Origin of the sequence: Paucibacter sp. DJ2R-2, assembly GCF_025717675.1 — a bacterium.
GTDB lineage: Bacteria > Pseudomonadota > Gammaproteobacteria > Burkholderiales > Burkholderiaceae_C > Paucibacter_A.
Genome location: NZ_JAJIRT010000020.1, coordinates 1 through 21,761 on the forward strand (window position 1 = coordinate 1; position 21,761 = coordinate 21,761).

Consider the following 21,761-nt stretch of genomic DNA (forward strand, 5'->3'; position numbering starts at 1 on the left):
AGATCCAAACAAAGCCGCAACATCAGCCCAAATCCAGCTCTTGAGTCCCGGTTCTTCCCAGAACCTTGTCAGGCAAAGTCCTACAGAGCTGTCCCCTTCGCGGGGCACTGGCCCGGGGAAAGCGTTGTCCCCTCAGGCCGGGCCGGGCAGTGCATGAACGATGTCACGCCTGCCGGGCCTGACACGACAGCGCCGGCTCAGGCGCCGCCCAACAAGGCGTCCAGGCGCGCCAGCTCGGTGCGTGCCACGGGCAAAAGGTCGGGGGCCTCGTCGAGCAGGCTGTCGATGGCGCGGGGCTCCCCCTGGAGCAGATGGCGCAGTGTCTTTTGTGCTTGGGCCGATTTGCCCAGGCCTGAGCAGGCAAAGGCCAGCGTGTACAGGCTGGGGCCGTGATGGGGATGCAGTTCCAGCGCCTGCTTGGCATGCAGAGCGGCTTGGGCCAACTCGCCAGCGCTGAGCAGCAAGGCCGCCAAGTCGCTCATCAGATCATGAGAGAGCGGTTCGTTCTGCAAAGCGTCCTTGAGCATGGACATGCCACGCCCCAAGCGACCTTGCGCCGCTTCGGCAAACGCTGCATTGCGCGCCTGAGCCAGCAGCAGGGCCGCCTCTGGGCTTAGTTCCGCAGGCCGCGCGAGCGGCTGCGCCTCTTGCTGGCCTTGTGTCACGGCCTTCTTTGTTCCTTGCGTCATTGCGTGCATTTCAATCTCCAAGGGGTTGATGCCAAACAGTGCCAGCGCCCGCTTCCCGTGCGCCATCGTTCTCGCTGCCAAAAACGTCGGGTCAGCCACCCGCCCCAGATCCGGCTTGCGGCCAGAGGGCGGGCTGTGCGTGCTGCGGCCTCAGCGGGTGCTGGCTTGAAACTGCGCGGGGCGCGCATTTCGACCGCAATGCTGAGGACTTTAGGCACAGCACCGGCTGTTGTTCGCGAGAAAAGCACAGGCTTGCCGCCTTTTCTCAAAGGCTGTGCCGAGCGCGAGGCGCCGAAAACAAGTCAGAGCGAGGCACCAGGGATGCTCCTCCCGACCGGCACCAGGCCGACCCGCTCTTGTTTCAGCACACAGCTTCTCTACGACGATCTCTACGAAGGATTCGCGCCACCACAGTCAGCTCCGCACTCAGCCACACGATTCATGATCGCAAGCGCTGGGGCCACAGGTACACGATGGACCGCAGGGCAGCCCGCAATTTGCCACCCTGCCCCACCCGCCCAGCACGGGCAGGAAGGGGATCCATCAAACAAGCCGAGGCACCCACCGCTTATCCGGCGATCAAGCCTATTGACAAACAGCGCTCAAGTTCGCTCGGGCGTTGTCCGATACCACTCTCAACGGGTCTGGAAACAGGCGCGTGGTCCGGTAACAAGGCCGCTGGTTGAGCACTCTCGCAAGGGAATGCAGGGCTTCACAGGCTGACTGGCGCCGGGCGGTGTGGATGGAAAAGCGTCAAGGCTTTCATCCGCGTCACAAATGTCACAAGGCATTTGCCAACACGTCGGCGCTGAGCCGGGAATCTTCGTAGCTGAAACAGGAGCGCATCATGCCCGCAATCATCAATAGCAATATTGCTTCTCTGAACGCGCAACGCAACGTTGCCACTTCACAATCCTCGCTGTCCATTTCCATGCAACGCCTGTCCTCAGGCATGCGTGTGAACTCCGCCAAGGACGACGCCGCCGGCCTGGCCATCGCTGAGCGCATGAGCTCTCAAGTGCGTGGCATGAACGTGGCCGTTCGCAATGCCAACGACGGCATCTCGCTGGCGCAAACGGCTGAAGGCGCACTTGGCAAGGTGGCGGACTCGCTGCAACGCATGCGTGAACTGGGCGTGCAGGCCCGCAATGCCACCAACACCACCCAAGACTTGGACTCGATCGGCAAGGAGTTCAAGGAACTGGGCTCTGAAATCCAGCGGGTGCTGGGCGGCACGACCTTCAACGGCACGGCCATCCTGGGCGCCGGCGCCGGCGCCAAGGACTTCCAGATTGGTGCCAACACCACGGCCAATGACGTGGTCACGGTGACCACCACCGACATGACCGGCAATGGTGACATCACCGCGGTCACCGGCGACGCGATCGACAACACCAAGACGGCTGCGGACCTCAAGACCACCATCGACCAGATCGATACGGCCATCAACACCGTCAGCTCTGAGCGCGCCACCTTGGGTGCCGCCCAGAATCGTTTCGAAGCGGTGATCTCCAACCTGATGGTGTCGGTGGAAAACCAGAGCGCATCGCGCAGCCGCATCTTGGATGCCGACTACGCGACGGAAACCGCCAATCTGAGCCGATCGCAGATCCTGCAACAAGCCGGTACCGCCATGATTGCGCAAGCCAATCAGATGCCGCAGCAAGTCCTGTCGCTTCTTCGATGACCCCGGGCCAGCCTCGCTGGCCCTGAGTACACCCGTCGTCGCAGGAACGGAAAATCTCACCCCTCCAGCACAAGCCCCTTGACGCTGCCCCTCGACCGGGCAGCGTCATTTTTAAGGGCTCTTTTTAAAAAGAAGGCAAGAAAAAATCTTCAAGTGATGCAAGGCAGCGCTCGATAACAAAACCAACGGGCCCGAGGAAACAAGGGACACCGTGGTCCGGTCAGCCGGCCGCATACCCCAAGGCTTATCAGCCGGGGTTTGAGGCAGGACGCGGACGGTGCAGACCAGGCAGCGCAAGCGGCCTGACTGCTGGCAAGGCGGCCTTTTTATGGCGGCCTGGTTATCGACCGTATAGACCGGGTTTCCGGAATGTCTTGAACACCGAAAGGATTGAAAATGCCCTCCATCATCAATACCAACGTTGCCTCCCTGAACGCGCAACGTAACGCCTCAAACACACAGCTCTCGCTGGCCACTTCGATGCAGCGCCTGTCTTCCGGCATGCGCGTCAACTCGTCCAAGGACGACGCGGCAGGCCTGGCCATTGCCGAGCGTATGCAAGCCCAGGTGCGCGGCATGAATGTGGCCGTGCGCAATGCCAACGACGGCATTTCCTTGGCGCAGACCGCTGAAGGTGCTTTGTCCAAAGTGGGCGATTCGCTGCAACGCATGCGTGAGCTGGGCGTGCAGGCTCGCAATGCCACCAACACCACCACCGACCTGGACTCGATCGGCAAGGAGTTCAAGGAACTCGGCGCTGAAATCCAGCGCGTGCTTGCCGGCACCACCTTCAACGGCACGGCCATCTTGGGTGGCGGTGCGGGCGCCAAGGATTTCCAGATCGGCGCCAACACCACGGCCAATGACATCGTCACGGTGACCACCACCGATCTGACCGCTGATGCCGACATCACGGCGGTGACCAATGACGCGATTGACAACACCAAGACGGTGGCCGACCTGAAGACCACGATCGACCAGATCGACACGGCCATCAACACGGTCAGCTCGACGCGCGCCACCCTGGGTGCAGCCCAGAACCGCTTCGAGGCCGTGATCTCCAATTTGATGGTGTCGGTGGAAAACCAGAGTGCCTCGCGCAGCCGCATCATGGATGCGGACTACGCCTCGGAAACCGCCAATCTGAGCCGAGCCCAGATCCTGCAGCAAGCCGGCACGGCCATGGTGTCGCAGGCCAACCAGATGCCGCAGCAAGTGCTGTCTCTGCTGCGCGGCGGCTGAAGCCTCAGTCCCTACAAGCTCCATCTGAACTTCGCTCCGCCCCGGGTTAGCCCCGGGCGCGGAGCTTTTTTATGGGCGTGGTTTAGCCCCCTATTCCCGCTTTCAGGAGGCCAGAGACTGCTCAAGAATTTGCACATCGGGATGAGACATTTTTTGCATCACCCGCCGTCCGGACCCAAGCTGACCCCAACGCCATGACGGCCAGCTTGATCAGACCGGGCGAGTTGCCGGGACAGCCTCAAGCTCAGGCTTGAAGCCAACCCGAATGACACGCCGGCCTGGCCGGGAGTTGCCGGATTCTGTAGGAGTTCTCAAATGCCGCAAACCATCAACACAAACATTGCCTCGCTGAATGCGCAGCGCAATCTGAATATGTCGCAGGGCTCACTGGCCGTGTCCATGCAGCGACTGTCCTCGGGTATGCGAGTCAACTCCGCCAAGGACGACGCGGCAGGGCTGGCCATCGCCGAGCGCATGCATGCACAAGTCCGGGGCATGAACGTCGCGATCCGAAATGCCAATGACGGCATCTCGCTGGCGCAGACGGCTGAAGGCGCCTTGTCCAAAGTCGGCGATACCTTGCAGCGCATGCGAGAGTTGTCCGTGCAGTCACGCAATGCCACCAACACCACCACCGACCTCGATTCCATCGGCAAGGAATTCGGTGAACTGGCCTTGGAAATTGGGCGCGTGCTGGCCGGCACCACCTTCAACGGCAAAAAGATTCTTGGCGCCGACGCGGTCACACCGCAGGAATTCCAAGTCGGCCCCAACACCGGCGCGGAAGACACCATCACGGTGACCACCTCCGACATGACCACGGACCCGACCATCACGGCCGTGACCGCCGCGGTCATCGGCAATTTGTCGACCACCGCCGACCTCAAGGTCATCATCGATGACATTGACGTGGCACTGAACACGGTCAGCAGTCAGCGTGCCACCCTCGGCGCCTCGCAGAATCGCTTCGAAGCGGTGATCTCCAATTTGCAGGTCTCGGTGGAAAACCAGAGCGCCGCCCGCAGCCGAATTATGGATGCCGACTACGCGGCGGAAACCTCCAACCTCAGCCGCACGCAGATCCTGCAACAGGCCGGCAATGCCATGGTGGCCCAGGCCAACCAGCTGCCGCAGCAGGTGCTGAGCTTGCTGCGCGGCGGTTGATCCCAGCCGCGGCCGGCCCTGAGGCCAGCACTGCGGGCGCCGATTCAGCACTCAAGTTCAAGAACAACCGGCCGATACCGCCTTTGCGTATCGGCCTTTTTGTCTAGCCTCCGCGAGCCTTCGCCGCTTTGAGAACAAGACACGGTCGCGGAACTATCGCAAGCCTAAGGGAGTCCCATCATGGCAGCCATCACCTCCGCCGGCATTGGCAGCGGCCTCGACATCGAGTCCTTGATCACCAAGCTGGTTGCAGTGGAACGCCAACCGATCAGCACGCTCAAGACCGCCACCGACGGACTGAAGACCCAGCTCTCGGCCTATGGCAAGGTGCAAAGCAGCTTGTCGGCCTTGCGCGACGCGGCTGCAAAACTGACCAACCCCGAGACCTGGGGCGCCGGCCTGGGAACGTCCAGTGACAGCAACAGCATCACGGTGACACCGGGCAGCGGCGCTGCGGCCGGCAATGTGTCGGTGTCGGTCAGCCGCCTGGCCACGGCCCAGTCGGTGTCCACCAGCTACCAGCCCAGCACCGGTCCGATCGGACAAGGCACCTTGACCATCGAGCTCGGCACCTGGAATGCCGATCAAACCGGCTTCGACCCCAAGGCCGGCGCCAGCGCCATCAGCATCGACATCAGCGACGGCAGCAATTCTCTGGCCCAGATCCGGGACAAGATCAATGCCGCCAAGGCGGGCGTTCAGGCGTCCATCGTCACCGACCAGGGCGGATCTCGCCTGGTGATGCGCTCCACCGAGACCGGGGTCAGCAATGGCTTCCGGGTCGCAGTGGTCGACGGCGATGGCCTGCTCGACGGCCAGGGCCTGGACGCCCTGTCCTTCGACCCACGCAGCCCAGAGCTGTCCAAAACCACACAAAATCAGGCAGCCGGCAATGCCCTGGCCAAACTCAATGGCCTGGACATCGAATCCGAGACCAACACACTCAAGCAGTCCATCGACGGCTTGACCATCAACCTGCTCAAGACCACCACCAGCGATGTCACGCTGACCATTGCATCGGACAAAGAGGCCATCAAAAAGGCCATCAATGACTTCAGCACCGCCTACAACTCGGTGGCCTCCTTGCTGCGCGACCAGACCAAGTACGACCAGGCCAACAAGACCGCTGGAACGCTACAAGGCGAGGGCTCGGTGCTGAGCGTGCAGTCCGGGCTGCGCGGCGTCAGCGGCGGCTCCACCACCCTGGGCGGCAAGTTCAGCCGCCTGTCTGACCTGGGCCTGGACCCCAGTGCCGACGGCACGATCAAAGTCAACACGGCCAAGCTGGAAACCTCCATGGCCGACCTGGACAGCCTCAAGCAGTTGTTCATGGGCGTGGACAGCAGCAATGCCGAGAACAACGGTCTGGCCCAGCGCATGCGCAAATTCGCCGACCTGGCCCTGGGCATCGACAGCAGCCTGAGCACCCGGCAAAAAGGCCTGCAGGACCGCATCACCGGCAATGGCCTGCAGAGCTCCAAGCTGGAGGACAAGGCCACCCTGACCGAAACCCGTCTGCGCGCTCGCTACACCGCGCTCGATGTGCAGATGGGCAAGCTGAACAATCTGTCCAGCTATGTGAGCCAGCAGATGGCCATGCTCAACAGGTAGGTCCAGGCCTGAGCGCGCGGCCCCGTCCACCGATCCTTCCGCCCCGCTGTCACGGCGGCGGCTTCGCAAGAAGCCGCCGCCGTTTGCCTTTCTGGGACCCACCGCCGGCGGCCAGTGGGTCTGCAGCTGCGTCATATTTCGCGCTTTCGGCAAGGCCGCGTTTGCAGGGGCTCAGAGCCGCGCAGGACACTCAAGTTCGCCGGCCCGGGGTCGAAAACAAATCAACAAGACCCCCTGAGAAAGCTCCCCATGTACGGTAACGCCTCTTCCCCGTTCGCATCCAGGACCCAGCGCGCCTCGATGTACCGCAAGGTGGGCCTGGAAACCGACGTCCAGAGTGCCAGCCCGCATCGCTTGGTGAGCATGCTGTTCGACGGCATCTTCGACGCCATGAATCAAGCGCTGGTGGCCATCGCCAGCAACAACACAGCGCAAAAGAACAACTCGCTGTGCCGTGCAGTTCGCATCCTGGACGAGGGACTGAAGTCCACCCTGAACCTGGAGGCCGGACCGCTGGCCCAAGACCTCGGTGACCTCTACGCCTATCTGTGCATGCGCCTGACTCAGGCCAATCTGCATGGCGACAGCGCCCGCATCGAAGAATGCCAACGCCTGCTGACGCCGGTGCGCGATGCCTGGAACGCGATCGCGCAGTCGCCCGAAGTCCAGCGGGCCGCTTGACCCCAACTGCGGCACGCACTCCCCCATTCCTTCTGCATCTTCCGGAACTTGTGATGAACACCCAACTTCTGAGCTACTACGAAGCCATCGAGCAAGCCAGCGCCGATATGCTCTCGGCTGCCCGCACCGGCAACTGGGACGAAGTCGTCAAGCTCGAAGGCGCTTGCGTCCTGTTGATCTCCCAGCTCAAGCATGCGGCCGGCAACGAAAAGCTGGCGCCCGAAGAGAGCCGGCTGAAGACGCGCATCATGCAGCGCATCCTGCTCAACGACGCCGAGATCCGCCACCTAGCCGAGCCCTGGCTGGACGATCTGGACCAGGTCCTGACCGGCAAGAGCAAGACCTTGCACTGAGTCCGCCGGCCTAACCACAGCTTGGGGCCGAATTGAGTGCCCCGGGCAGCATGAATCTCGCATGAGCCATTCAACGCCCTCCACCACGCCCGACCCGGCCACTCCAGCCGACTCGGGCGATTTTCGTATTCAGGCGCCGGGAGAAATCCTGACCCTGCTGCGCCGCCTGCAGAGCGAGCGCAGCCACCTGATCCTCAGCAATGCCGCGGGTCTGAGCGTGCAGAGCAGCCTGTGCAGTGTGGACGCGGCCTCGGGCCGACTGCTCCTGGATTTACCCGCAGCCGGCAGCCCCTTGCCCGCGCTGCTGGGCGCCGAAGAGCTCACCGCGGTCGCCTATCTGGACCAGATCCGCCTGCAGTTCGAGGTCGAGGGCTTGCTGCTGGTGCAGCCCGACGCACCAACAGAGAACAGCGGCCAGGCCGTGATGCAGGCCAGCTTGCCTTTGGTGCTCTACCGCTTCCAGCGGCGCCAGGCCTTCCGAGTTCGCCCCAACGGGCGAACGCCGCAAGCCCGTTTCAGCTTGCCGACTGGCTCCGGCGAGTTGCTGAGCCTGCGCGTGCTCGACCTCAGCCTGGGCGGTCTGGCCCTGCAGCTGCCGGCCGGGCAAGACGCCCCGGCGGCCGGCACCTTGCTGACCGGCGTGCTGGTGGAGTTAGACCGCCACACCCGGCTGACGGCCGATTTGCGCCTGCAACATGCGCGCCCGCAGGACGACGGCAGCCAGCAACTGGGCTTGCTGTTCGAAAAGCTCGACCCCATGGCCACACGCGATTTGCAGTACTACATCGAACAGGTGCAAAAAACCGCCCGCCTGCTGCGCAAGCCGGCCACCGCATGAGCCGCGACTTGCAGCACCAGCGCCAGCAGGCGGGCTTCACCTTGCTGGAAGCTGCCGTGGTCATGGCCGTGCTGGCCGTCATCATGACGGTGGCTGTGCCCAGCTACCGCGGCCATCTGCAGCGCCAGCAACTGCGTGAAGCGGGCAACAGCTTGCTGGTGGACTTGCGCAATGCGCGCGAAATGAGTGTCAGCCAGCGCACGCCGATGTTCGTCAGCTTCCATCGCGGGCCGAACTGGTGTTGGGGCGTCAGCCAGGGCATGCCCTGCGACTGCGGCCCGACCGTGGCCGGCAGCGCCAAGGTCGTGGACCCGGCGACCGGGCGGCCCAAGGCCTGTAGCTTGACGCGGCACAAGGGCAGCGAGTTTCCTGATGTGAGCATGGACAGCGCCGCGGACGCCGAATTCGAACCCACCTTGGGTCAGGCGCAAAAGTATGGCAGCACCGCCTTCAGCAGCGGCCGGGGCCAGAAGCTGCAGGTCGACCTCAATGCCATGGGCCGAGCCCAAGTTTGCGGGTCCGCAACCAGCTCGGCCACGCCTTGCTGAGACTCCTGGCGCTTCGCTGACGACGACGGGGCGAGCGCTTCGCAGCGTCGCCCCGCACCAGCAAGTCGAGCAGTTCGCTCAGACCTGCATATTCATGATTTCAGAGTAGGCAGAGACCAGACGGTTGCGCACCTGCAAGGTGGCTTGAAAACCGATCTGGGCCTTCTGCATGGCCACCATGGTCTCTTCCAGGCTGACCGTGGGGTTGTCCAGCTGAACCTCGCGCTGCAAGCGGGAGGCTTCGTTCTGCGCCTGGCTGACCCCTTTCATCGCCTGCGCCATGGCATCGCCAAAACTGGCGCCACCGGTCGCCTTGGCCTTGGACAGCGGCTCGCCATTGATGTTCAGGCCAGCGCGCGCGGTGGCCTGGGCGAAATCAAACGGTCTGAGCTTCAGTTCCATGGGGGACTCCATCCACGCTCACGACCAATGGCGGTGCCTCAGCCGGAGCGATAGACCGAACTGTAGGCAAAGACTGGGGCGCTGAAGGAGGGAACTGCGCTCGGTTCTTCGGCCTGTTCCCGGCTTTCTTTAGGGGGCAAATCCGAATAATTCATCACATCGGCAATGCCTGTAGTGCGCCGTGAACCCCATCACGGCTTCGCCTGACCACCTCGCCCTTTCACCGCTACAGACACCGCCCACCAGCCCGACCCGACTCATGGACAACGCACTCAGCCCCGCCGCCAACACCTTGCCCATGGTGACGCCCGAGCCTGCCAGCTTCGGCGCCCGCCTGGCAGCCCTGCCGGTGCGCAACAAGCTGATGATGGGCGGTGGCCTGGCCATGCTGGCGGCCGCCGTGCTGGCCATCACCTTGTGGTCCAACCAGGGCGACTACCGGCCGGTATTCACCGGCCTGTCCGACAAGGACGGCGGCGCCGTCATCGCCCAGCTGGCCACGCTCAATGTGCCTTACCGCCACGAGCCCGGCGGCATCATCCTGGTGCCGGCAGCGCAGGTCTATGACGTGCGCATGAAGCTGGCCTCGGCCGGGCTGCCCAAGGGCAGCAGCGTCGGCTTCGAGCTGATGGACAAGAGCTCGATCGGCCAAACCCAGTTCAATGAACGCCTGAATTTTCAGCGTGGCCTGGAAGGCGAGCTGACGCGCACCATCACCGCCTTGGCCGACGTGGCCGATGCGCGAGTCCATCTCGCCATGCCCGAGCAGAACGGCTTTTTCCGCGAACAGCAGAAGCCCAGCGCCTCGGTCATGCTGACCTTGCGCGGTGGCCGCTCGCTGGACCGGGCACAGATCGCCGGCATCGTGCACCTGGTTTCTGCCAGCGTGCCGGGCCTGTCGGCCAAGGCCGTCAGCGTGTTGGACCAAACCGGTGCCCTGCTGTCGACCAGCCCTGAGATCAGCAATGGCCTGGACAGCCAGCAGCTGCAATACAAGCAACAGATCGAGTCCAACTTCAACAAGCGCATCTACGAACTCTTGGAGCCGGTGGTGGGCCGCGGCAATCTGCGGGCGACCGTCACGGCCGATCTGGACTTCAACCAGGTCGAAAGCACCGCCGAAGAGTACAAGCCCAACCGCGGTCAGGGCACCACGGCCGCCATCCGCAGCGCCCAAACCAACGAATCGACCAATGGCGCGGCCCAGCCCCCGACCGGTGTGCCCGGTGCCGCCGCCAACCAACCGCAAGCCCCGGCCACGGCCCCCATCGAAGGCGAGGCCGCGCCTCTGCAGGCCACCGGCGGATCCGGCAACAACAGCACCAAGCGCGACTCGGTCACCAACTACGAGCTGGACAAGACCGTGCGCGTGGTGCGCAACGCCACCGGCAATGTGCGCCGTTTGAACGCGGCCGTGGTCATCAACCATCGCCCCAACACCGATCCCAAATCCAAGGTCGCCAACATCCCGGTGCCGCAAGAAGAGCTGGACAAGCTCACGGCGCTGGTCAAGGAGACCATGGGCTTCAACCAGGAACGCGGTGATTCGCTCAAGATCATCAGCGCCCCCTTCTTGCAAGAAAAGCATGAAGAGCTGGACCTGCCCCTGTGGAAGCAACCCTTTGTGCTGGACCTGCTGCGCACCGCCGCCGTGCCCCTGGCCCTGGTGCTGGTGGCCTTGATCGCGGTCTTCGGCATGGTGCGCCCGGCCATCAAGGCGGCCAACCCGCCTCCGCCCGAGGCCACCGACAACGCCTCGCAGCTGGACGCCGTGGTGGACGACGACAACGAGCTGCCCGCCCTCGGCGCGGACGGTGCATTGCCGGCCTTGAGCGGCCCGGTGGCCAACGAGAAGCTGGAACGTGCCCGCCTGCTGGCCCGCGAGAACCCGATTGCCGTGGCCAACATCATGCGCAATTGGATCAATGGCGAGGTCGAGTGAATCGCCCCGCCCGCTCAGCCGCCCTCCCCCACCGATTGACCACCGAGCCTGACCATGGATGACAAAGGAGTAGAGGACGCCGCCATCTTGCTGATGTCCCTCGGCGAGGAGGAAGCGTCCGAAGTCTTCAAGCATCTGGCCCCGAAAGAGGTGCAGAAGCTGGGCGAGACCATTGCCAAGCTCAAGGTCGTGGGCCGCGAGAAGGTCGAGCAGGTGCTGACCCGCTTCGACAAGGTGGCCGAGACCCAGAGCACGCTGGTGTCGGACACCGACGAGTATGTGCGCCAGGTGCTGCGCAAGGCCCTGGGCGAGGACAAGGCCAATCTGCTGCTGGACCGCATCCTGCAAGGCAGCGATGTGTCTTCGATCGAAAGCCTGAAGTGGATGGACGCCGCCTCGGTGGCCGAACTGCTGCGCAACGAACACCCGCAGATCATTGCCGCCATCCTGGCCCACCTGGACTTTGATCAGACCAGCTCGGTGCTGCGCGTCTTCACCGAGCGCCAGCGCAACGAGGTGCTGGTGCGCATCGCCACGCTGGACGGCATCCAGCCGATGGCGCTGAAGGACCTGAACGAGGTCATGAGCCAGGTGCTGGCCGGCGGCGAGCGCATGCGCAAGTCCTCGCTGGGCGGCGTCAAGACGGCGGCCGAGATCATCAATATGTTGGGCTCCAGCGTGGAAGCCTCGGTGCTGGACTACATCCGCGAAGCCGACGCCGACCTGGCCCAGAAGATCATGGACAACATGTTCACCTTCGACGATCTGGACAAGATCGACGACAAGGGCATCCAGGCCGTGCTCAAGGAAGTGCAGAGCGAATCCCTGGTCGTGGCCCTCAAGGGCGCCAGCGCCGAACTGCGCGAAAAGATCCTGCGCAATATGTCGAGCCGTGCGGCAGAGACTCTGCGCGAGGACCTGGATTCGCGCGGCCCGGTGCGCCTCTCGGAAGTCGAGAGCGAGCAGAAGGAAATGCTCAAGATCGTGCGCCGTCTGGTGGACGAAGGCACCATCGTGCTGGCCGGTGGCGGCGACGACCAATTCGTTTGAGGCGATTGAGTCATGACCCCTCGCCCACCCCGTCAAGTTCCACCGCCGCCGCGCGACCCCTCGCAGCCGGCGCGCACCAGCAGCTACAGCCGTTTCATCCCGCGCGAGGAAGTGCAGAGCTTCGCCGCCTGGAACCCCGATGCGTTCCAAGGCGCCATGAACGCGCAGCGTGCGCCCATCAGCGCGCCCGCCCCGGCGCCCAGCCAGCAGGCCGCGACCGAACCAGCACCGCCGCCGCAGCCTGACTTGCAAGAGCAACTGCATGCCGCCCGCCAGTCCGGCTACCAGGACGGCTACCGCGACGGCATGGCAGCGCTCGATGCCTTCAAGAAAAGCTTCGCCCAGCAGATGAGCGCTCAGCTGGGCCAGCTGGTGCAGAACTTCGACGCCGACTTCCGCGCCCTCGAAGACGAGATGGCGGCCACCCTGGCCCGCTGCGCCGTCGAACTGGCCCGCCAAGTGGTGCGCAGCGAGATCACCCAGCGCCCCGAACACATCGCCAAGGTCGCGCATGACGCGGTCGAGGCCCTGCAGCTGTCGGCCCGCCATGTGCGCGTGCGCGTCAACCCGAGCGACTACCCGCTGGTGCAAGAAGGCGCCGGCGAGGAGCTGCGCGCCCGCGAGGCCCAGCTCCTGCCTGACCCGGATGTGCCGCGTGGTGGTTGCCGGGTGGATTCCGACATCAGCAGCGTCGACGCCAGCCTGGCCTCTCGCTGGCAACAAGCGGCCGCCGCCATGGGCCAGGCCTCGCTGTGGGAAGACCGTCGCACCGGCCGCAGCGACGGCGACGCGGGCAGCAGCAACAACTCGCAGGAGGCCTTGTGATGGCCGACTTCGACACCGTGCAAGACGAACTGAACGCTGCAGCCGGCAGCCGCCAAGGCCGCTGGCAGCAGTATCTGAGCAATCTGCAGGAATTCGCCGGCAACAACCTGCCGCTGGAGTCGCAAGGCAAGCTGGTGCGTGTGGCCGGACTGGTGCTGGAAGCGACCGGGGTCAAGGTGCCGGTCGGTTCGGTCTGCGAAATCCACATGCCCAGCTCGTCGATGAATCCGCAGCGCGGCCAGCGCCCGGTCAATGCCGAGGTGGTGGGTTTCTCGGGCGACCGTGCCTACCTGATGCCAACCGACGAGATCCAGGGTCTGTCCAGCGGCGCCATGGTCGTGCCGCGCGCCCTGCCCTTGATGGGCCCGAAGCTGGGCCAACCTTTGCACCCCTGGCGCCGCAATGAAGACCGCGGCCTGCACCTGCCCATGGGCCAAGGTTTGCTGGGCCGTGTGGTCGATTCACACGGACACCCGCTGGACCGCCGCGGCCCCCTGCAGATGACCCATGCCGAGCCCATGGTGCGCCGCCCCATCAACGCCATGGACCGCGACCCGGTGCGCAGCGCCCTGGACACCGGCGTGCGCGCCATCAACACCATGCTGACCGTGGGCCGAGGCCAGCGCCTGGGCCTGTTCGCTGGCACCGGCGTCGGCAAATCGGTGCTGCTGGGCATGATGGCTCGCTACACCCAGGCCGATGTCATCGTCGTCGGCCTGATCGGCGAACGCGGCCGGGAAGTGAAGGAATTCATCGAGGACATCCTCGGCGAGGACGGCCTGCAGCGCTCGGTCGTCGTGGCCGCCCCGGCCGACGCCCCGCCCCTGGTGCGCATGCAAGGTGCCCACTACGCCACGGCGATTGCCGAGAACTTCCGCGACCAAGGCCTGCACGTGCTGCTGCTGATGGACTCGCTGACCCGCTATGCGATGGCCCAGCGCGAGATCGCTTTGGCCATCGGCGAGCCGCCGGCCACCAAAGGCTACCCGCCCTCTTGCTTCGCCAAGCTGCCACAACTGGTCGAGCGCAGCGGCAACGGCCTGCCGGGCGAAGGTTCGATCACGGCCTTCTACACCGTGCTCAGCGAAGGCGACGACCAGCAAGATCCGATCGCCGACGCAGCACGAGGGATTCTGGACGGCCACATCGTGCTGAGCCGCGAACTGGCCGAGGCCGGCCATTACCCGGCGATCGACATCGAGCGCTCGATCTCTCGGGTGATGACCAATGTGGCTCCCCAAAGCCATATCGACGCCGCACGCCGCTGCCGCCAGCTGCTCGCCAAATACAACAAGGCCCGCGACCTGATCCAGTTGGGTGCATATGCCCCCGGACATGACCATGAACTGGACCTGGCCGTGCGCCTTCACCCCGACATCTCCCGCCTGCTACAGCAGGACATGCACAGCCCGGCCTTGCTGGCCGACAGCGTTCGCCAGCTGTCAGCCGTCATCAAGGACGCCTGAATTCTGCCGATACACCAGGGGTCCGCGCCGGACCACTTTGACTTACCGAGGATCGCTTCATGAGCAGTTCAAGCAATCTCCAAGTGTTGAGCATCCTGCTCGAACGCGCTGAAGCCGAGCGTGACGAAGGCTTGCGTCAGTTCCAGGAAGCCCAGGCCCGCGCCGACAAAGCGCGCGCGCAGCATGGCGATCTGGCCCAATACCGCAGCGACTACCAGCTGCGCTGGAGCCAGCAGTTCGCCCGCCAGGGCACCATGGACATCGTCGCCTGCTACCAGAGTTTCGGCGGCCGCCTCAACGAAGCCATCACCAGCCAGAGCAATCTGGCCCAGTTCGCCGACCAGCGCGTGGTCACGGCTCGCGAGCGCCTGCAAGGCCTGGAGATGCGCGTCGCTTCGGTGCGCAAGCTGCTGGAGCGCCGCCGCCTGGAGATCAGCCGCTCGGCCCAGCGCCAGGACCAAAAGGCCACCGATGAGCAAGCCTCGCGCAGTGCCTATGCGGGAGGAAACCCCTTCATGCGCCTGAGTGCCTGAGGCCAGCTGGAAGCCCACCATGAATGCCCCCCTGCAAAACCAGCTTCTGCGTAGCGGCCACTCCGGCAGTGGTGGCACTGATGTCTTGCGAGCCGCTTCGGCCACTGCACGCCAGCCTCAGCCCGCTTTGTTCGGCGCCGATGACACCGCCCTGCATTTCAAACGCATGCTCAGCGAGTACAAGCAGAGCGAGCCGACTACCGCTCCCGCACCCGCACCTGCACCTAGTGCAGCCCCCTTGAACTCGGGTTCCCCCTCGCCGGGCGCGGCCTCTGGGCGCAAGGAAACTGGCGCGCCGAGCGCCGCGGCGAAGCCAGAAGACAAAATGACTCAAGACGCCCGGCTGCAGACACGCCGAATCCAGGCCAGGGCCAACGATCAGGCGCAAAGTGCGAAAACCGAGAGCGGCAAGCCGACCGCTGCAAGTCCGCAGAGTCCTTCCAGTGTGCCTAGTGCTACAGAGACGGTCGATGCAGCCCAGGCGTCCGAGGAAGACCGGCCGCTCAGCCCGCAAGCCAACACACAGCTCGCGGCACCGCCAGGACTTACCGCAACTCAGTCTGAGTACACCGCCCTGAGCAGCTACAGCTGCGATATGCGCGGCGACAGAACGTCCACCCGCCCAGCAAACGACACGCAAACGGACACATCTCTGGGTGTTGGCGGGGATAGGCCCATCTCCACAATCGATGACAGGCGCGGACTCATCGAGCACAGTGCAAAGATGTTGGACCCCGCAGCAGAGGAAGCACAACTAACCACAGCTCCGGAGATTGGCTCTGATGAGATAGCCCTAGCTCCCCATGAACAACGTGGACAGGTTGAGCGAAACGCCAAGCTTTCGGCTGGCCCAACAGAAGACAGAAAGCTGACTGCAACTCAGCTAGCTGGCACGAGTGAGCCTGCCACTTCGGCCTATGACAAGCGTGGACATGTTGATCGTGTCGACCGTATTCTTGCTGGCGGATCGACCGAAAGCGGCGCTCGTTCGCACGACGCCGCCGGCACTTCGGCCGCGCTGACAGCCTTTCAAACTGAGGCCGTCCTCGAAGCCGAGGCAATTGCCAGTGATGCACCAGGAGCGAATGCAGGCATGCCCGTCGTACCGATTGGGCAGCTTCAACTCAATCACCAAATCGCGAGTGCCCTTGCCCCGATGACCGGACAGGGCGAGCGCCTCACTCCGATCTCGGGTGCATCACTGAGTGGTGACTCCGCAAGTGGGCCAAAGGCTCCGCGTTTGTTTGAGCTGGGGCGTCTTGATCGCAACGCAGGCTCGGAGCGCGGGCGCGTTGAACCATCCACGGCTGCCGCCGAATCGGCGGCCTTCAGCTCAGCAACTAAAGGCCAGCTGAGCGGCAGCACCAGCGAAGCAGCAAGCAGCTTTGTGCAGGAGCTTCGCGGCGCCCTGTCAGTTTCGGTGCCTGTGGGTACAGCAAGCGCAACTGACACGAGCCATGGTCTCGATCGTTTCGAGGTGTCCAGCAGGAATACCAGCGAACCGACGACATTCAGCATGACGCAAGGCTTGCACGAGGCCAGCTTTGCGCCTGAGCTGGGAGCGCGGCTCAGTGTGCTGGCCGCCGAGGGCTTCCAAGAGGCTCAGCTGCATCTGAACCCAGCCGAACTGGGCCCGGTGGCCATTCAGATTGTGCTGGAAGGACAGCAGGCCCAAATCTCTTTCCATGCCGAACATGCTGAGACTCGTCAGGTCTTAGAGCAGGGGCTGCCCGATCTGGCCGCCGCCCTGAGAGACGCTGGACTGACTTTGAGCGGCGGCGGCGTTTTTGAACAAGCGCGCGATCGATCGAGCCAAGAGCAGGCCAGCGGCAAGGACGTGACCGCTCGATCCAAGTCGGCACGATCCATCAAGCTGGATGACACATCAGCCAGCCTTGCAGGGGTCGCAACATCAGCACGTCGCAGCCAGGGTGTGCTTGATTTGTACGCATGAAACCTGACATTCACCCCGCACCGAAATGACAAGCGCCGGTCCGCCTTTTCTCCCCTTGAAGCCGCGCTTGCGGCGTCAATAATCAACTTCAATTCGTACCCAATCGCGAACGTTTTCGCAGTATCTGCAATCACGTGAGCAATGGGACGCTGAAGAACACAGGAGTCCCCATGGCTACACCAGCCGCTGCACCCGCCGAGGCCCCAAAGGGGGGTGGCAACAAGAAGTTGATCATCATCATCGCGGCCGTGCTCGTGCTGGTTCTGGGCGGCGGTGGCGCTGCACTTCTTTTGATGAAAAAGAAGCCGCCGGCCGATGACGAGGAAGGCGGCGATGCCGCAGCCTCACACCAGGAAGCGCCAGCCCATGCAGCACCCAAACCTGGTACACCGCCAGTGTTCGTGCCACTCGACCCCTTCACCGTGAACCTGTCCGACAAGGATGTGGACCGCTTTGCCCAGGTGGGCATCACGCTGGAAGTGATCGATGCCAAGACCGCGGACCAAATCAAGGCCTACCTGCCCGCCATCCGCAGCAATGTGCTGATGGTGCTGTCGCACAAAACCTCGGTGGAATTGCTGAGTCGCGAGGGCAAGGAAAAGCTGGCCAAAGAAGTGCTGCGGGAATCGGTGCGCCCCATGGGCATCGAGCTCGATGACGAAGATGAGCACGAAGAAGACACCGCTCCGAAGAAGAAAAAGAAGAAGAAAAAACCGGCCGTGGTCAGCCCCGTCACCCAGGTCTTGTTCTCCACCTTCATCGTCCAGTGAGCCCGCTGTTGAAGCACATCGGTGATTCGCCATGAATCAGCAAATCCTCTCCCAAGACGAAGTTGATGCGCTACTGCAGGGCATCACCGGCGAGAGCCAGAAGCTCGACGCCGAGGAGGAGCAGGTAGGCGGCATACGCGACTACAACCTGGCCAGCCAGGAACGGATCGTCCGTGGGCGCATGCCCACGATGGAAATCATCAACGAACGTTTCGCGCGCAACATCCGCGTCGGCCTGTTCAATTTCATCCGCAAGAGCCCGGAAGTGGCCATCGGTGGCATCAAGGTGCAGAAGTACAGCGCCTTCCTGCGCGAGATCGTGGTGCCAACCAACTTCAACATCGTCTCGGTCAAGCCGCTGCGTGGTTCCGGGCTGATCGTCTGTGATCCGACCCTGGTGTTCGCGGTCATCGACTCCTTGTTCGGCGGCATCGGCAAGTTCCACGCCCGCATCGAGGGCCGCGATTTCTCCGCCACCGAGCAGCGCGTGATCTTGCGCCTGGTCGAGGTCATCACGGCCGAGTACCACAAGGCATGGAAAGGCATCTACCCTCTCGAGCTGGAATACCAACGCTCGGAGATGCAACCGCAGTTCGCCAACATCGCCACGCCCAGCGAGATCGTGGTCTCCACCTCGTTCACGCTGGAAATCGGCGAGACCAGCGGTACGGTCTACTTCTGCATCCCCTACGCGACACTGGAGCCGATTCGCGACGTGCTGTACTCGACCACGGTGGGCGACTCGACCGAGCCCGACCGTCGCTGGGTCAATCTGCTCAAGCACCAGATCCAGGCCGCGCAGGTGGAGCTGGTGGCCGAGTTGGGCACCGCACCGGCCACGGTGGAGCAATTGCTGGCCTTCAAGCCCGGCGACTTCATCGAGCTGGACCTGGAAACCATGATCAAGGCCAAGATCGACGGTGTGCCCATCTACGACTGCCACTACGGCACCTCGAATGGCAAGTACGCGATCAAAGTGGAAGAAATGCTGACCAGCCCTGACCAGGGTTGGCTGGGAGCACGCAATGTCACCTGATACCCCATCGACTGACGAACAAGACGCCATGGCCGCGGAATGGGCGGCCGCCCTGGCGGAGTCCAAACCGGCAGAAGTCGCCGAAGAGGTGTCAGCGCCCAGCGAGCAGGTCGCACCGGCCAGCTTCGCCAACTTCTCGCCCACGCCGAGCAATCTGCCCAGCGGCGACATCAACATGATCCTGGACATTCCCGTCCAGCTGACCGTGGAACTGGGCCGCACCCGCATTCCAATCAAAAACATCCTGCAACTGGCACAAGGCTCGGTGGTGGAGCTTGATGCTCTGGCCGGTGAGCCCATGGACGTGCTGGTGAACGGTTACTTGATCGCACAAGGCGAGGTGGTGGTGGTGAACGACAAATTCGGCATCCGCCTGACCGACATCGTCACACCATCCGAGCGCATGCGCCGCCTCTCGAAAGCCTGAGTTCCCGGGGCAAGACCCGGCACTTCGGGGCGCATGCGCGCCCTGCCTTGGCCCACAATCAGGGCCATGAACTCTTCACCTCTGCTGCCCTTGCTCTGGTTTCTGGCCATTCTGTGCCTGATTCCCCTGGCTCTGTGGCTGCTCAAGCGCACGCCACTGGGCGGCGCCGGCAGCCAGACCCAGGGCGTCATGCGCTTGGTCGCACACCTGCCCATCGCACCGAATCAGCGTCTGCTGACCGTGGAAGTCGGTCAAGGAGAAGACCGACGTTGGCTGGTACTGGGCGTGACCGGGCAACAGATCAGCACTTTGCATGTGATGCCGCCACAGGCCGAAACCCCCAGCGCTGCCGGCCTGCATTCACTTGCTAACGGCAGTTTTGCGCAGCAACTGGGCGCACGCCTGCGCGGACAGCAGCCAAGCCCAGCGAGCAGCGAGCGAGGCCGCGATGCGAATTGAAGCCAAGCTCGCCCGTGCCGCTTGGCTGACTGGCAGCCTGCTTTGGCTTGGCACCGCCTGGGCACAGCCGAGCACACCGCCGGCCACCATCCCGCTGCTACTGGGCCAAGGTGCCAATGGAGGTAGTTTCTCAGTACCCATCCAGACCTTGCTTTTCTTCACGGCACTGGGCTTCCTGCCGGCAGTGCTGCTGATGATGACGGGCTTCACCCGCATCGTCATCGTGCTCTCGCTGATGCGCCAGGCTCTGGGCACCCAGGCGGCGCCACCCAACCAGGTGATCGTCGGACTGTCCTTGTTCCTGACCTTCTTTGTGATGAGCCCAACCTTGGACAAGGTCTATGCCGAGGCCTGGCAGCCCTACAGCGCCGGACAGATGCCTTTTGAAGAAGCGCTGAAGAAGGCCGAGCCGCCCATGCGCAGCTTCATGCTGAAGCAAACGCGCCAGGCCGATGTTTCGCTGTTTGCGCGCTTGGCCAAGCTCGATGAAAGCGTTAAAGCCGAGGACGTGCCCTTCAAGGTGCTGGTGCCGGCCTTCGTCACCAGTGAACTGAAGAGTGCGTTTCAGATTGCCTTCCTGATCTTCATCCCCTTTCTGGTCATCGACATGATCGTCAGCAGCGTGCTGATGAGTCTGGGCATGATGATGCTGTCCCCGGTTCTGGTCGCTCTGCCCTTCAAGCTCATGCTCTTTGTGCTGGCGGACGGCTGGAACTTGTTGCTGGGCTCACTGGCGGCCTCCTTTGTCACCTGAAGGATTCGGAACACCTCATGGACGCACAACAAGTCTTCACCTTCGGCCAGCAAGGCCTCTACATCCTCATGCTGGTGTCCGCACCGGTTCTGCTGACCGTGCTGGCCGTGGGCGTGCTGGTCAGCGTGTTTCAAGCCGCGACGCAGATCAATGAGTCGACCCTTAGCTTTGTGCCCAAAGTGGTCGCGGCCGTGTTGGTGCTCTCCATCACCGGTCCCTGGATGGTGACCACCCTGGTCGAATACATCCAGCGAACGCTGAAGACCATCCCGCAAGTGGTCAGCTGATGTTTTCCGTCACGGAGGCACAGCTGCTGGAGTGGTTGAATCCCCTGCTGTGGCCTTTCATACGGACGCTGGCCCTGTTCGCCGGCATGCCCATCTTCAGCCAACGCAATGTCCCGGCTCGAGTCAAGGTGGGCTTGGCCTTGCTCATCTCACTGGCCGCCCAGCCCTCCCTCCCGACAATGCCGCTGGCACCGCTGGACTCCCTGCCCATGCTGCTGCTTTTGTTGGCGCAGCAAATGCTGATCGGGCTGTCCATGGGTTTTGCCGTGCGCCTGGTGTTTGCATCGCTGGAGTTCGCCGGCGAGTTGATCGGCTTGCAAATGGGTCTCAACTACGCCGGCTTCTTTGACCCCGCGACCGGCAGCCAGGGCACCGCCAGTGCCCGTTTCTTTGGCAGCATGGTGGCGTTCCTGTTCATCGCCATCAACGGCCATTTACTGCTGATCAATGCCTTGATTCAGAGCTTCCACGCCTTCCCCGTTGGCGACGAGCCCTTCCACTTCCTGCGCGTGGCGACACCTCAGATATGGGGCGCGGAAATCTTCCGCATCGGCCTTTGGATTGCCCTGCCATTGATCACGATGTTGATGTTCGTGAACCTGGTGCTGGGTGTGATCTCGCGCGTCGCGCCGCAGATCGGCGTGTTTTCGGTCGGCTTCCCGCTGACGGTGAGCATCGGCCTGATCGGCATGGTCGCCACCCTGCCGTTGATGCAAACGCCATTCACGGTGGCGCTGGAGCGCTTGTTGGCGGCCTTCACCTAAAACGCATGTGCGTTGCTGGTGCCCAGGACGGGACTTGAACCCGTACGACCGTGAGGTCGGCGGATTTTAAGTCCGCTGCGTCTACCAATTTCACCACCCGGGCGGCGGCCAAGCTACCGATTATCGCTGGCGCTGAAAAGCGCCAGCGATGGCAGCCTGTGAAAAGCAAAAAGGGAAGCCATGCGGCTTCCCTTTTGCTGAACTGGAGCGGGTAACGAGGCTCGAACTCGTGACCTCAACCTTGGCAAGGTTGCGCTCTACCAACTGAGCTACACCCGC

Annotated in this window: 23 protein-coding genes and 2 tRNA genes; 21 read left to right on the forward strand and 4 right to left on the reverse strand. The window is 63.3% G+C overall.

Annotated elements, in window-relative coordinates:
* Nucleotides 1-197: 197 nt before the first annotated feature.
* The gene (locus LNV28_RS24715; RefSeq protein WP_263520529.1) at nt 198-689 is read right to left on the reverse strand and encodes a tetratricopeptide repeat protein; all 492 of its coding nucleotides are present in this window, start codon (nt 687-689) and stop codon (nt 198-200) included.
* Between the two features lie 847 nt (nt 690-1,536).
* On the opposite strand from LNV28_RS24715, the gene LNV28_RS24720 reads away from it, so the two are divergent.
* From LNV28_RS24720 to LNV28_RS24755, 8 genes are all read left to right on the forward strand, one after another.
* Entirely contained in the window at nt 1,537-2,376 is an 840-nt protein-coding gene (locus LNV28_RS24720; protein WP_263520528.1) for a flagellin N-terminal helical domain-containing protein, read from the forward strand.
* A gap of 396 nt (nt 2,377-2,772) precedes the next feature.
* Complete coding sequence (locus LNV28_RS24725; protein ID WP_263520527.1) at nt 2,773-3,618, forward strand: flagellin N-terminal helical domain-containing protein; 846 nt, start codon at nt 2,773-2,775, stop codon at nt 3,616-3,618.
* Between the two features lie 315 nt (nt 3,619-3,933).
* A complete protein-coding gene (locus LNV28_RS24730; protein ID WP_263520526.1) occupies nt 3,934-4,782 on the forward strand; it encodes a flagellin N-terminal helical domain-containing protein in 849 nt (282 codons plus the stop codon).
* A 180-nt stretch (nt 4,783-4,962) separates the two neighbouring features.
* Nucleotides 4,963-6,393, forward strand: a complete 1,431-nt coding sequence (gene fliD / locus LNV28_RS24735) for a flagellar filament capping protein FliD (RefSeq protein ID WP_263520525.1) — start codon at nt 4,963-4,965, stop codon at nt 6,391-6,393.
* A 300-nt stretch (nt 6,394-6,693) separates the two neighbouring features.
* Nucleotides 6,694-7,074 carry a flagellar export chaperone FliS gene (gene fliS, locus LNV28_RS24740; protein WP_263520524.1) on the forward strand — a complete coding sequence of 127 codons (381 nt, stop codon included), beginning with the start codon at nt 6,694-6,696 and terminating at the stop codon, nt 7,072-7,074.
* A gap of 53 nt (nt 7,075-7,127) precedes the next feature.
* A complete protein-coding gene (locus LNV28_RS24745; protein WP_263520523.1) occupies nt 7,128-7,427 on the forward strand; it encodes a flagellar protein FliT in 300 nt (99 codons plus the stop codon).
* Between the two features lie 61 nt (nt 7,428-7,488).
* Nucleotides 7,489-8,265 (forward strand): flagellar brake protein, encoded by a 777-nt coding sequence (locus LNV28_RS24750; protein WP_263520522.1) that lies wholly within the window; start codon nt 7,489-7,491, stop codon nt 8,263-8,265.
* Complete coding sequence (locus LNV28_RS24755) at nt 8,262-8,813, forward strand: pilus assembly FimT family protein (RefSeq protein WP_263520521.1); 552 nt, start codon at nt 8,262-8,264, stop codon at nt 8,811-8,813. Before LNV28_RS24750 ends, LNV28_RS24755 begins: the two co-directional genes overlap by 4 nt.
* A gap of 78 nt (nt 8,814-8,891) precedes the next feature.
* Here LNV28_RS24755 and fliE read toward each other — a convergent pair whose 3' ends face one another.
* Nucleotides 8,892-9,215, reverse strand: coding sequence for a flagellar hook-basal body complex protein FliE (fliE, locus tag LNV28_RS24760; protein ID WP_263520520.1), 324 nt, complete (start codon nt 9,213-9,215; stop codon nt 8,892-8,894).
* 259 nt (nt 9,216-9,474) lie between these two features.
* On the opposite strand from fliE, the gene fliF reads away from it, so the two are divergent.
* From fliF to fliR, 13 genes are all read left to right on the forward strand, one after another.
* Nucleotides 9,475-11,157: a flagellar basal-body MS-ring/collar protein FliF gene (gene fliF, locus LNV28_RS24765; protein ID WP_263520519.1), complete on the forward strand. Its 1,683-nt coding sequence runs from the start codon at nt 9,475-9,477 to the stop codon at nt 11,155-11,157.
* Between the two features lie 54 nt (nt 11,158-11,211).
* Nucleotides 11,212-12,207 (forward strand): flagellar motor switch protein FliG, encoded by a 996-nt coding sequence (gene fliG, locus LNV28_RS24770; RefSeq protein ID WP_263520518.1) that lies wholly within the window; start codon nt 11,212-11,214, stop codon nt 12,205-12,207.
* A gap of 12 nt (nt 12,208-12,219) precedes the next feature.
* Nucleotides 12,220-13,032, forward strand: a complete 813-nt coding sequence (locus LNV28_RS24775) for a FliH/SctL family protein (RefSeq protein WP_263520517.1) — start codon at nt 12,220-12,222, stop codon at nt 13,030-13,032.
* On the forward strand, nt 13,032-14,498 hold the full coding sequence (gene fliI / locus LNV28_RS24780) for a flagellar protein export ATPase FliI (protein WP_263520516.1): 1,467 nt from the start codon (nt 13,032-13,034) through the stop codon (nt 14,496-14,498). Before LNV28_RS24775 ends, fliI begins: the two co-directional genes overlap by 1 nt.
* A 59-nt stretch (nt 14,499-14,557) precedes the next feature.
* Entirely contained in the window at nt 14,558-15,031 is a 474-nt protein-coding gene (locus LNV28_RS24785) for a flagellar export protein FliJ (protein ID WP_263520515.1), read from the forward strand.
* Between the two features lie 19 nt (nt 15,032-15,050).
* Nucleotides 15,051-16,985 (forward strand): flagellar hook-length control protein FliK, encoded by a 1,935-nt coding sequence (locus tag LNV28_RS24790; RefSeq protein WP_263520514.1) that lies wholly within the window; start codon nt 15,051-15,053, stop codon nt 16,983-16,985.
* A 170-nt stretch (nt 16,986-17,155) separates the two neighbouring features.
* The gene (locus LNV28_RS24795) at nt 17,156-17,755 is read left to right on the forward strand and encodes a flagellar basal body-associated FliL family protein (RefSeq protein WP_263520513.1); all 600 of its coding nucleotides are present in this window, start codon (nt 17,156-17,158) and stop codon (nt 17,753-17,755) included.
* 31 nt (nt 17,756-17,786) lie between these two features.
* The gene (gene fliM / locus LNV28_RS24800; RefSeq protein WP_263520512.1) at nt 17,787-18,791 is read left to right on the forward strand and encodes a flagellar motor switch protein FliM; all 1,005 of its coding nucleotides are present in this window, start codon (nt 17,787-17,789) and stop codon (nt 18,789-18,791) included.
* Nucleotides 18,781-19,218: a flagellar motor switch protein FliN gene (gene fliN / locus LNV28_RS24805; RefSeq protein ID WP_263520511.1), complete on the forward strand. Its 438-nt coding sequence runs from the start codon at nt 18,781-18,783 to the stop codon at nt 19,216-19,218. The genes fliM and fliN overlap by 11 nt, the downstream gene beginning before the upstream one ends.
* A gap of 66 nt (nt 19,219-19,284) precedes the next feature.
* Nucleotides 19,285-19,677 (forward strand): FliO/MopB family protein, encoded by a 393-nt coding sequence (locus tag LNV28_RS24810; RefSeq protein ID WP_263520510.1) that lies wholly within the window; start codon nt 19,285-19,287, stop codon nt 19,675-19,677.
* Nucleotides 19,667-20,431, forward strand: a complete 765-nt coding sequence (gene fliP, locus LNV28_RS24815) for a flagellar type III secretion system pore protein FliP (protein WP_263520509.1) — start codon at nt 19,667-19,669, stop codon at nt 20,429-20,431. The genes LNV28_RS24810 and fliP overlap by 11 nt, the downstream gene beginning before the upstream one ends.
* A 17-nt stretch (nt 20,432-20,448) precedes the next feature.
* Entirely contained in the window at nt 20,449-20,718 is a 270-nt protein-coding gene (fliQ, locus tag LNV28_RS24820) for a flagellar biosynthesis protein FliQ (RefSeq protein WP_263520508.1), read from the forward strand.
* Nucleotides 20,718-21,482 (forward strand): flagellar biosynthetic protein FliR, encoded by a 765-nt coding sequence (gene fliR, locus LNV28_RS24825; protein WP_263520507.1) that lies wholly within the window; start codon nt 20,718-20,720, stop codon nt 21,480-21,482. Before fliQ ends, fliR begins: the two co-directional genes overlap by 1 nt.
* Nucleotides 21,483-21,498: 16 nt before the next feature.
* On the opposite strand, the gene LNV28_RS24830 is transcribed toward fliR, so the two are convergent.
* Together LNV28_RS24830 and LNV28_RS24835 are read right to left on the reverse strand one after the other, a co-directional pair.
* Nucleotides 21,499-21,585 (reverse strand) — tRNA-Leu (locus LNV28_RS24830).
* Nucleotides 21,586-21,685: 100 nt separating this feature from the next.
* Nucleotides 21,686-21,761 (reverse strand) — tRNA-Gly (locus LNV28_RS24835).